The sequence below is a fragment of the Paenibacillus popilliae ATCC 14706 genome (assembly GCF_000315235.1).
Classification (GTDB): Bacteria; Bacillota; Bacilli; order Paenibacillales; family Paenibacillaceae; genus Paenibacillus_B; species Paenibacillus_B popilliae.
The window spans coordinates 32,705-44,435 of sequence record NZ_BALG01000256.1 but is presented as its reverse complement, the minus strand read 5'-3'; the positions used below and the strand labels follow the sequence as shown (position 1 = coordinate 44,435).

General features: G+C 52.5%; 5 protein-coding genes and 1 pseudogene. 3 read left to right on the top strand and 3 right to left on the bottom strand.

Going from position 1 to position 11,731, the window contains the following annotated elements:
• Positions 1-3: 3 nt before the first annotated feature.
• The 3 genes from PPOP_RS15745 to PPOP_RS15735 are packed head-to-tail and all read left to right on the top strand — an operon-like array spanning position 4 to position 8,523.
• Positions 4-2,235, top strand: coding sequence for a bifunctional Gfo/Idh/MocA family oxidoreductase/class I SAM-dependent methyltransferase (locus PPOP_RS15745; RefSeq protein WP_006287555.1), 2,232 nt, complete (start codon positions 4-6; stop codon positions 2,233-2,235).
• Positions 2,207-2,950 carry a VOC family protein gene (locus PPOP_RS15740; protein WP_006287554.1) on the top strand — a complete coding sequence of 248 codons (744 nt, stop codon included), beginning with the start codon at positions 2,207-2,209 and terminating at the stop codon, positions 2,948-2,950. The genes PPOP_RS15745 and PPOP_RS15740 overlap by 29 nt, the downstream gene beginning before the upstream one ends.
• Before the next feature lie 35 nt (positions 2,951-2,985).
• The gene (locus PPOP_RS15735; protein ID WP_006287553.1) at positions 2,986-8,523 is read left to right on the top strand and encodes a non-ribosomal peptide synthetase; all 5,538 of its coding nucleotides are present in this window, start codon (positions 2,986-2,988) and stop codon (positions 8,521-8,523) included.
• 1,222 nt (positions 8,524-9,745) lie between these two features.
• Here the strand turns inward: PPOP_RS15735 and PPOP_RS15720 are convergent.
• The 3 genes and pseudogenes from PPOP_RS15720 to PPOP_RS26025 form a co-directional block, all read right to left on the bottom strand.
• On the bottom strand, positions 9,746-10,357 hold the full coding sequence (locus PPOP_RS15720; RefSeq protein WP_006287550.1) for a hypothetical protein: 612 nt from the start codon (positions 10,355-10,357) through the stop codon (positions 9,746-9,748).
• 39 nt (positions 10,358-10,396) lie between these two features.
• Positions 10,397-10,804, bottom strand: a complete 408-nt coding sequence (locus tag PPOP_RS15715) for a hypothetical protein (RefSeq protein ID WP_006287549.1) — start codon at positions 10,802-10,804, stop codon at positions 10,397-10,399.
• Between the two features lie 656 nt (positions 10,805-11,460).
• Positions 11,461-11,673: pseudogene (locus PPOP_RS26025) on the bottom strand (IS256 family transposase); the annotation flags it as partial.
• Positions 11,674-11,731 lie beyond the last annotated feature (58 nt).

Below are 11,731 nucleotides of genomic sequence, written 5' to 3'. Positions count from 1 at the left end.
AATATGAACGGAAATAGACGGTTGCGGACCGTGGTATGCGGCTCCAGATTCGGACAATTCTATCTCGAGGCGGTAAAGGCGCTTGCGGACCGATTTGAACTGATTGGTTTATTGGGCCAAGGAAGCGAGCGCTCCAAGCAATGCGCCGAGCGCTACGGGATTCCTCTATACACAGAGGTCGAGCAGCTTCCCGATGACATCGATATCGCCTGCGTTGTGTTGCGATCCGGAGTCATGGGCGGCAGCGGCACCGAGTTATCGCGCAAGCTGCTGGCGCGCGGAATTCACGTGCTCCAGGAACAACCGGTTCATCACAAGGACTTGGCCGCTTGTCTGAGAGTGGCGCGGCAACATGGAGTTCATTATTTGACAGGCGATTTGTACGTGCATTTGCCCGCTGTGCGCCGGTTTATCGCTTGCGCCAACGCCTTGTTGGGGCAACAGCAGGCGCTATACATCGATGCGGCCTGTGCCACCCAAGTTTCTTACCCGCTGATGCATATTTTAGCGGAAGCATTGCCGTCCGTTCGTCCATGGAAGATCAACCATGTGATCAAGGACGCGGGACCGTTTCAATTGGCAAGCGGGTCGATCGGGAACATTCCGATCACGCTGAGAGCCCATAATGAAGTCGACCCCGATGATCCGGACAATTATCTTCATTTGCTGCACAGCTTGACGATCGGTGTCCCTAGCGGCAGCTTGTCGCTTATCGATACCCATGGTCCTGTCATTTGGCGTCCTCGCCTGCACGTTCCAGATGTGCAGGACATTCCCGGCAAGCTTCTGGCGAGTGCGCCGGCGCATCTGCTTGAACACAGTGCGCAAATGCTGGGTCCAACATCGGTTGACAGCTATCGAGACATTCTCCTGCAACAGTGGCCGCAGGCGATCGGCCGTGATCTGCTGGCGCTGGGAGACATGATGCAAGGGAATGCCGCTGCCGCAGGGGATACAAGAGCGCAGCAGGAGCTGTTGTGCTCCCGCCAGTGGCAAGATTTGACCCAAGCGTTGGGTTACCCGGTCTTGCGGAGTCATCGCGGCCACCAGCCGCTATCGGTTGCACGGTTACAGGAAGCGGCCCTGACGGAAATCCACGACTTGGATGCCGGGCAGGTGAGCGAGTGCGTCGAACGGCTGGATGCGGCCGCGCTCTCATCGATGCTGTTCGCGCTCCAATCGCAGGGGACGCTGACAACGCCGGAGCATGAATACGGCGAGGCTGACATTCTCGCTGCCGCGAAGGTGGCGTCCCGACATCGGCAGATCATCGTCCGCTGGCTGCAAATTCTGGCGGAACGCGGGTACTTGATCAAGCGCCGGGATTGCTTTCTGGGCACCGACCTACTTACGAAAGACAAGGTGGAGCAACGTTGGAAGTCTGCGCTGGAGGCATGGAGCGGCACACTGGGCTCCCGCAAAATTATCGACTACCTCATAACGAACGCTGAACAGCTTCCGCAGCTTATGAGCGGCGAACAGCAAGCGGCGCTGTTATTGTTTCCCGAGGGACGCATGGACATCGCACATGCGCTCTATCGCGATACCGCCATGTCACATTATCTGAACAAGTCGGTAGCCGATGCCGTGATGCGTGTTGCCGCCGCCAAACAGGCAGTGAGCGATACCTTCACTTCACAGGAAGCTTCCTTGCGAATTCTGGAAATCGGCGCGGGCACAGGGGCGACGACGGATGCAGTCGTTTGCCGCTTGAAGACCACGCTTTCGAACCGGCTGAAACCCGATTACTTGTTTACGGACATTAGCCCTTTTTTTATAACGGCTGCCCGTGAACGGTATCAAGATTGCCCTTGGATGCGGTATCACATTGTCGATATCGATCAAAGCCTGTGTGCGCAAGGTCTGCAGCGGGGAAGCGTCGATATCGTGATTGCTGCGGGGATGCTGAACAACGCGCGCGATACGGATGGAGTCGTACAGGGTCTTATGGAGTGCCTCGTTCCAGGAGGGGTGATGCTGATCACAGAGCCGGTCAGAGAATTTACGGAAATGTTGATTTCGCAAGCTTTTATGATGACCCCTCCGGAAGATGACAGGAAAAACACGAACACCACCTTCATGTCCGTCCAACAGTGGCGCGACGTATTTCGTCGGGCGGGCGCCCAGGAAGTGACGGCCCTTCCGGATGAAGCTCATCCGCTTGCTCCGCTCGGACAAAAACTATTTGCCGTAAGGAAGGGAAAAGATGCTGAAGTGCAGCCACATTTTGTGTAAGGTGAACAACATTTCCGACGTTGTGCGGGATTATGAGGCGGAAGGATTTTCGATCCAATGGGGCAGTGCGCCGGAGCGGGCGCACAACGCCTTGTTGTGGTTTGAGAAAGGACCGTTTATTGAATTTTTTCAAATCCCGAAGCCATTGACGTTGCTTATTCCGCCGCTTGGATGGATTTACGGACGGGCCGCAAGCAAACGATGGACATACTGGTCCACATCTGCCGCAGGCTGGTGCGACGTTGCGATGGAACCGGAAGAACGAACAAGTGAGGCGGCGCATGGGTCGGGAGCAGACCGTATCCGGGAGCTGGAAGCGGTCAGATCGACCGTCAACAAGGCGGGAATCTCCACTTCGCGACTGATTCATGGCAGCAGAACTCGACCGGACGGCTTGAAAGTGAAATATAGTCTTTTTGCGCCGGAGCCGATCGGCTTGCCGTTTGTCGTCTCCACTTACGACCCGCCCCAGCGCCCTAAGAAAATAGAACATCCGAACGGTGCATCCGGAGTGGAATGGGTCAAAATGGGGGTTGCCGATGAACGTCTGCATTCGTTTCAAATGGTTTCAAACGGAGACAAGTGGCTGCAAGTCGTCTCTTCGCCGAAAACGGGAGTGCTTGAGGTATGCCTTTCCGGTTTGAAAACAACGCTGGATCCAAGCCGCCTGCATGGCGCTGTATTTACCACTGCCGAGAAAGCAGTGCATTCGTAACATGAGCGTCGGCTCGCAAAAAACAGGAGGGATCGATGATGCCGCAACATCTTAACACCAACGGTGCAGAACTGCTGGCGCGGCTTCGCCAGGCGGGAATATCTGTATGGGAGGAGGAGGGGAGCCTGCGCTACCGAGCGCCCAAAGGTTCGCTTACGGACCGCGATTTGCAGGCCTTGAAAGACAATAAAGCGGAACTGCTGGCTACCTTGCGCGCAGAGTCGCGGGCAGCGACCGTCACACCCGATCCAGGGTCGCGGTTTGAACCTTTCCCGCTCACCGATGTGCAGTCCGCTTATTTTTTGGGGCGCCGCCAGGGGATGGATTATGGGGGGATAGCTTGCCATATCTATATGGAAGTAAACTATCCAGATCTCACCCCCGAACGGACGGAGACGGCTTGGAATCAGCTCGTTGAGCGCCATGATATGCTCCGGGCGACCATCGATCAAGACGGACAGCAGCGAGTGATGCAGAACGTCCCGAAGCTGAACGTGACGTACACCGATCTAAGAGGTTGGGCGTTGCGTGAAGCGGAAGCCAGGCTTGCTGACATTCGGGATGATATGAGTCATCGGATGTACGATACGGATCGTTGGCCTTTATTCGATATTGGCGTGACCCGAACGCGCGATCACGCGATCCTGCATGTTTCCATGGATTTTCTTATCGCCGATTGGGCCAGCATGTGGTTGCTGTTGTCGGAGTTTGAAGCGCTGTACAACGATCCGGGGCAGCGATTGCCCGATCTTCAGCTCCGCTTCCGCGATTATTTGCTCGCGGAGCGCGGCTTGAAGGAGACCCCCGCTTATGCCCGGGACAAGGATTACTGGCTTGGCCGGATGGACGCCTTGCCTCCGGCGCCGGATCTGCCTGTGGCGAGACAACCGGTCAACGGCGGACCCGCGCGCTTTCGGCGCCGCTCCCTTCATCTGGACAATCGGGCCTGGGAAGAGCTCAAGCAGCGAGCGCAAAAGCACGGCTTGACGCCGACCGCTGCCGTGATGGCCGCCTACGGCACCGTCATCGAGAGATGGAGCCGCAGCAAGCCGTTCTGTCTCAATCTGACGATGCTGAACCGATTGCCGCTGCATTCCCAGGTTCACGATATTGTTGGCGATTTTACAACGGTTGATTTGCTGGCTGTAGATGGGGCCCCGGAGAAGTCGTTTGTAGAGCGTGCAAGAGCTTTACAGAAACAGTTGTTCGAAGATTTGGATCATCGTCTGTTTTCCGGGGTGGAGGTAATGCGGGAGATGGCGCGCAGGCGCGGTCGGGAGGCCGCATTGATGCCGGTTGTATTTACCAGCGCCATCGGTCTTGTCGAGCCGGCTCATCAACTGACAGGCAAAATCGACGGGTACGGGATTAGCCAGACGCCGCAAGTCTTTATCGATTGCCAGGCGATGGACAGCCCGAGCGGACTGCAGGTCAATTGGGATGTGCGCGAAGGCGTCTTCCCCGACCGAATGGTCGATGATATGTTTGACTGCTTTGAGCAATTGCTGCGTTCACTGCCCTACTCCCATCGAAGCTGGGATTCCGTTGAAGCCGTGGCGTTGCCTGCCTGGCAGCTCACGGAACGACAGCGCAGCAACGCTACGCAAGCGCCAGTGCCCGATCGTCCCTTGCACGAGCTGGTGCTGGTGCAAGCGGCGGCAGCCCCGGATCGCGCGGCCGTTATCGATAGCGAAGGCCAGGTGACGTACGGAGAGTTGGCCCGGCGGGCCGCTGCGGTGGCGGAACAATTAACAGCGTCGGGCTGTGCCGCTCAGGAGCGGGTTGCGGTCGTGATGGATAAATGCGCGCACCAGGCAGCGGCGGTACTTGGAGCTTTGTCGGCGGGAGCCGTCTATGTCCCGATGGATCCGAAGCAGCCCGAGCTTCGCCGCATGGCGATGCTGGAGCAGGCAAACATTCGGTTTATTTTGACCTGTTCAACGACCCGCCTGATGTGGCCCGACGGCGTGACAACGATCGAAGTGGACCGGGTAAAGCCTCTTCTGGAGCATGCCTCACTGTCCGGCGGAGACCCGGACTTGCCCGCTTACGTCATCTACACGTCCGGTTCCACCGGTCAGCCGAAGGGCGTCGTGATTAGCCACCGCGCGGCCGCCAATACCGTGGCGGATATCCATCGGCGTTTTGGCGTCTGCCCAGGGGACCGCGTGCTGGGACTTGCGCAACTGGGCTTTGATTTGTCCGTCTATGACCTCTTCGGTCCGCTGTCCGCAGGGGGTACATTAGTGTATCCGAGCAATGACAGAATGACCGACCCGTCGCATTGGGCGGAACTCATAGTCAAACATGACATCACGGTGTGGAATTCCGTACCGGCATTGATGCAGATGCTCATCGATTATTTGGAAGCCGAGCCTCACATCGCCATGCCACAGCTCCGTCTGGCGCTGCTCTCAGGAGACTGGATTCCGCTTGCCCTGCCGGCTCGGCTTACCAACCGTTTGCCCGCTGTGCAGATCGTCAGTCTGGGCGGCGCTACGGAAGCATCCATTTGGTCAATCTATCACGAATATAAGGGACTTCAACCCGACTGGCAAAGCATTCCTTACGGGCGGCCGCTTGCCAACCAGGGATTTCGGGTGCTGGACGCCAGCATGCGCGATTGTCCGGTATGGGTAACCGGGGAGCTATACATTACCGGACACGGCTTGGCCGAGGGATATTTGGGCGATATCGAAACGACGCAACGGCGCTTTTTCCCGCATCCTGTGGACGGCCAGCGGCTTTATCGTACCGGCGACTTGGGCCGTTACCTGCCCGGCGGCGACATTGAGTTTCTTGGCCGCGAGGATCATCAGGTCAAAATACGGGGGCATCGGATCGAATTGGGCGATATCGAATCGACGCTGCTGAAGCACCCTGCGGTTGCGGCAGCCGGGGTTGTGATGATGGAAGCTACGGGCGACGATCAAACGTTGCTTGGCGTGGTGGAGCTTGCCCGCAAGCAGGAGCGGAATCAAGCGGCGGAACAATCGGAATTTGAGCGGCTGACCCAAGGCTTCGACGAGCCGGGCAGTACGGTGGCCGCCGGGCTTGACGAAGCGGACATTAAGGCGGCGGTGGAACGTCTGGATACAGCCGTTCTCCACTCGATGCTGGATGCGTTGTGCAAGCTGGGGCTGTTTGCCGACGATGAGTTGCACTCGATAACAGATAGGTTGCAGCGTGCCGGCATCGCTCCTCCGTTTCACTGGCTCGTTCAGCGCTGGATCGCCAGGCTGACGAAGGCCGGGCTGCTGATAGCGCACCCTGCCGACCATTACCGTTGCTCACATAAGCCGGACGAGAGCCAGTTGTACCGATATTGGGAACAGGCCGAGGCATCCTGGACGAATAAGCTAAGCTCATCGGGATTCATGGCTTATGTTCGAAGCAATGCCGCACGACTGCCGGAGCTGCTAAGCGGGCGGCAAGATCCGGTTGCGCTCCTTTTTCCAGAGGGCAAGCTTGACCTTGTTCGTTCCTTGTACGTTGATCATCTTATGGCAGGCTATCTCAACCGTTGCATTTGTCTGCTTCTGACCCGCATAGCCGAGAACCATTCAGGAGGACCGCTGCGGATTCTAGAGGTTGGAGCCGGTACGGGGGCAACGACAGACAACGTATTGCGCGCTTTGGAAGGCTTCGACGTGGAGTATGTATTTACCGATGTGTCCTCGTTCTTTATTCCGGAGGCCAAGCACCGGTTCGGACAATATCCGGGAATCCGGTTCGGCCTGTTCGATGTAGATCGGGATTGCCGGGAGCAAGGACTAGCTCCGAACAGCTTTGATGTTGTACTCGCGGCCGGGGTATTGGAGAACGCCCGTGATATTCCGGCCAGCTTGAACCGGTTGACGGAACTCGTTTGTCCTGGCGGCTGGCTCGTGTTTACGGAGCCGACAGCAGAGCATGCTTGGATTCTGGCTTCGCAGGCGTTTATGATGACGGAACCGGGTGATCATGTGCGGACGGACACTTCTTACCTGAACCGGGACGGATGGATCCGGCTGTTACAGGAATATGGGGATGATCCGATTTTGTCATTGCCAGAAGAGAAGCACAAGCTTTCCGTTTTGGGCTTTCATCTGTTTGCAAGGCGCATAAAACAGGACCGGATCTCGGCCAGTGTGCCGGAGCTGACGGATTTTCTCTCGCTCCGTTTACCCGCCCATATGCTGCCGTCCCAACTGCAGATTGCAGACGCGCTGCCGCTTACGGGCAACGGCAAGATCGATCGGCGCGGGCTGGCGACATGGCGACCGACAACGGCGCTGGAGCTGGCAGCCGGCGACAGCGGCGAGGAAAGCTCGGATGCGTTGGAAGCGCTGCTTGCGACAGTGTGGGCGAAGGCGTTGAGCATGCCCGGTATCGGCAGATCGCAAAGCTTCTACGATCTGGGGGCCGATTCGCTCATTATGGCGCAGGTGGCCGGGAAGCTGCGCGACAAGTTCGCCAAGGACCCTTCGCACGGTGAAATTGCCTATGACGCTTTGCTCAGGCACATGTTGCATTACCCGACTGTCGCCGCATTGGCGGAATTTATCCGTTCGCACAGCCGGGAGAAGGAGCGTACGTTTGACGTCTCATCATCGGATTTGCAAGGCGGGTCAGGGTCAAGCAATGCGGTGCTTACTCCCTATGGAGGCGGGGAGACCGGGCCGCTGCGGGTTGTTTTCCATGCGGGTCTGGGAACGATGAATTGTTTTCACTTGCTTCTGAAGAAGTTAACCACTCAACATGTCGGGCCTGTCATCGGCATAACCGTGGCAGATACGGAGAAATACTGCGCGTACGAGCCTTCCCGATTGATTGAGCAAATTGCCGATGATTACGCCGGGCGTCTGTTGGCAAGCGGACAGAAGCGCATGCAGCTGATCGGGTATTGCTTGGGCGGATTAATCGCCATTGAAGTGGCACGACGCCTGGTTGAGCAAGGGGTTCATTTGACGGATCTCGTGTTGATCGACAGCCACCCGGTGCTGTTCGATATCGACGACGACCTCGTCATCGAGTCGTTGTTTGTTCCCAATTTGAATATTTCCATCCAGCAAGCCGGTTTTGGCGATGTAGATCCAGACGATCTCGTGCGCGGGCTATTGCATATTTTCGACAGCAACAATCGAAGTGTGCCCCAAGGCTCTTCATGCACAATCAGGGGAGATGCGGGGCTGGACAAAGTGGGAGAACTCTTTCGCCGTCTGGCGGCTGTCAGTAGGAGAGAACGATTCGCGGCTTATGTCCATGCGATAGCGCAAGCCACCGGAGGGCACATGCCGGTCGAGATGGCGGAGGGACTGTGTAAGATGTACCGCCAAAGCTTTCAGGCTGCCCGGTTCACCCCTTTGCCTTTTATGGGAAATATCCGTTTTTTGCTGGCAGCTGAGCCGTTCGGTTTTTTACCAGGCACGGAAGAAATGACGCTCGATTTTTGGCGCGATATTTGTCTTGGAGAATTTGAAGTGACAGAAATTGCAGGCAATCACTTTAGTTGTATAGAAGCAGAGCCTCATGCTAGCGAACTTGCCAAGCTGATAGCGCTGCCGCTCCTCAACACATGCCCTGCGGGATAAACGGATGGGTAGACAAAATTCATAACTTATGCTATTGATCGGCAATTGCGATGCTGTTCCGACAGAAGCGTTGCAAGCCTATGTGCGTAATGGGCGGGAGGACGGATGGTGTTCTCCCGCCCTTCGCTTTTCCTTATATGGGGTGGTTACTGAACGCTAAAGCCTTGAATGTAGACTCTTTAGCCATGAAAGCCGCCCAAAGTGTTATCCAAACCCATGGATCAAGACAGAAGACGGTAAGAGGGATACAATAAGTCGTCAAGGGCGAGCAATAGCGGAGGGAAAGAAAATGTTTCTCCTGACCGACTGAGCTAAATAGTCAATTTCCTCGTCGCTGTCCAGGAAACAAGTTTAATGCGGTTAAACGATTTACGCAAGTGGAACCCGCAAAGTAGGGGTCGGCCCGCGGTGCTACAACGGGCCGACCATCCCTTTATTCACCTTTTGCATACAAATACAAGCCTTCTGTTGTACATATCGTTCTAACAAAATCTTCTTGGGTTTTATCACAAAAATAAACGAGGCAACAACAATCATCAACCCAAACAATCACTTTAAGATCTACGAGATACACACATGTTGTTATATAACTTCTCAAACTTAGAATAAAGACAAATTCTAAAACATTCCAATCATCAATAGCTATTACATTTTCCTTAGAAAACAGTTGTTTCATCAATCTGAATTTCTTATCTTGGAGTATCTTGCTTGGGAAGTCGTCAGGGTTGAAAAAAAAGCTGCTTTCAACATAGGCCGAAGAATATGCCCATAACTTAGACAAGACCATTAAAAATTTTTTTTCTTTTTCAAGATAAAGCGGAAACTTACCATTTTTTTTTTGTGAAGGAGAATTCTAATTGTGAGTGTCTCCCTTTTATTGGGATTGTTTTCGGAAAATCATCGATTCTAAACATTCTTGACTCATAAACTTCATCCATTAATGACCGTTTGTCAACTAAAAAGCAATCCTCATCCCATTCACTTTCAGGTAGATTTTTCCTTATTGAGGAAAAATCTACCTGAAAGATGTTAGAAAGAAAGTGAATCTTATTCTCTAATGTCATTATCCCTTTATCCCCCAATAATTTTACCATCGGCAGTTAACGTAGCAATACGCTTTTTACCTTTATACAACTTCTATTTTTCCCCTTCCTTATGTGTTGTATCACTTTTCTTTAAAATCCATTCTGTTTTCGGTTCTTTAAAATCGTCTGTTCCAGTCTCAACGTAAATATAAACCTTCTGTTGTACATATCGTTCTTACAAAGTCTACTTGTTCCTGGTCGCGAACATAAACAATAGCACAATCACTTCCAGCCCAAAGTATGACTTTGATATCTTTTAAATATAGACAAGGTGCACCATAATACCTTAAACCTAAGATAAATAAACACCGTAGAACTTCCAAGTCATCAATTTCTACGATCTCCCCTCTGGAAAACATTGACTTTGTTTTCGACAAAAATGGTCTATTTAAAAATTCATCCGGAAAATGAAAGGGGTTAGCATAAAGAATGCCGCTCTCTACAAGGACTGTAGAGTATGCGCATAGCTTTAAAAATATAGATAAAAATTTCTTTTCTTTTTCAAAATAAACGTGATTAAAACCATACTGATCATCGTAAGTGTAGAACGATTCCAGTTGTCCATATCTCCCTTCAATCGTAACCCGTTTGGGCATATCATCGATTATGTGCATTCTATTTTTATAACAGATATTCATCTCTTCACGTTTATCACTCAAAAAATTTTCCCAATCACTATCAATTAAATTTTCATCCAATAAAGATAAATCTATATCAAATAGATGACACAAGGAGTCTCTGCTGTTCATTACTACATTCTCCTTTCTCTAAACAGTCTGCTCACTTCATCACCCATTGGCACACAGAACTAAATTATGTGCCGCACATGCTATTCTGACCACATCGACTTGTTGCGGATCAGCGATGTAAACCACACAACCCGTAGCCTTTGTCCATAAAATGATCTTCCTGTCGATCAAATATAAACAAGTGGTCATCCCATTTCTTACACTTGCTAAAACCAAACACTCTATCATTTCCCCATCGCTTACTTCTTCTAAAATTTCCCGCTCAAATAACGATTTCATGCCCAATAAAATGTTTGTTTCTAAACATTCTTCTGGGAAATTTAAAAGGGTAGCATTGTAAAGAAATTCACTTTCTATACGAACGAGACAATGTTCCCGTAATGTAGACAAAATAGATAAAAGCTTTCTTTCCATTTCACTAGCAACAACATCGATCTTGCCCTCCAAATATCGTTTTTTTCTTTAGATGGATTATCCAAGTTGTATATCCCTAAATATACCATATACTCACAAGAAAAAAAGGATATTTTACAAGAACGACCGTAAAATTTTTCACAGACTGTAAAGCGCAGTTTCTCACACCCTCTATTTATGGATAACAAACGGAAAGGGGTCAATTTGCGGTTTTCTGCAGAAGGAAGTTAGTACTAGCACGGCATTAGAACGTCGTTGAGAGCCGTCAAGGGCGCGAGGAATAGCGGACTGACCGAAGGGAAGGATCGTGCCGCAGATCAGGGTGCCCCCCGTCGTCTGGCCTGACGATCTCGCCCAGTCCAACGCTGCGATCAGCACGAGCGCGGCGAAGAGCGAGAGGAACATGTTGTTATCGAGCGTGTACCCGGTATGGCAAACGTCAGCAGCTTGCTGCCTCCCGCCATCACCAGGGCGAAGAGGAACATGCGCTGCATATAGCGCTGGATGTTGCGCGTATGGGCGTAGCGGGACGAAGTGAACATCCATTTTCCTGGGAGACTATTCAAATGCTGAGGGGGATTTTCGTATTTTCTAGCGTACATGGTCAACGACATGATCCAATTCCAGTAGCGCCCCTTGTTTCAGAGAAACTTTCAGGTTGTCGACGCAGATGATATAAATATCCTGTTTTCACTGACAATGGACTTTTGGCTGTTGCCCTTACGACGGTTGGAGGTCATGTTGGCTTTGGCTTTGGCTTTATGCTTCTCCTAACTTAGATGGGTGACCAGTTCCTCCTCCAGCCTTTCCAGAATCGTTTCCGCGAACCACTCTTTGCAGGCGTTCTGCGCATCTTGTGCGGTGACCAACTTATTCTCTTTGATGAAAATGACCCATTCCACATGACTGCCAACTCAAGATTCCGATCGCGACGATTCGTTACTCATTGATTGAAAGAAT

What these genes read in the sequence shown, in the direction of transcription:
- PPOP_RS15745 (WP_006287555.1), top strand. Translation starts at nt 4, where the DNA reads ATGAACGGAAATAGACGGTTGCGGACCGTGGTATGCGGCTCCAGATTC.
- PPOP_RS15740 (WP_006287554.1), top strand. Translation starts at nt 2,207, where the DNA reads ATGCTGAAGTGCAGCCACATTTTGTGTAAGGTGAACAACATTTCCGAC.
- PPOP_RS15735 (WP_006287553.1), top strand. Translation starts at nt 2,986, where the DNA reads ATGATGCCGCAACATCTTAACACCAACGGTGCAGAACTGCTGGCGCGG.
- PPOP_RS15720 (WP_006287550.1), bottom strand. Translation starts at nt 10,357, where the DNA reads ATGAACAGCAGAGACTCCTTGTGTCATCTATTTGATATAGATTTATCT.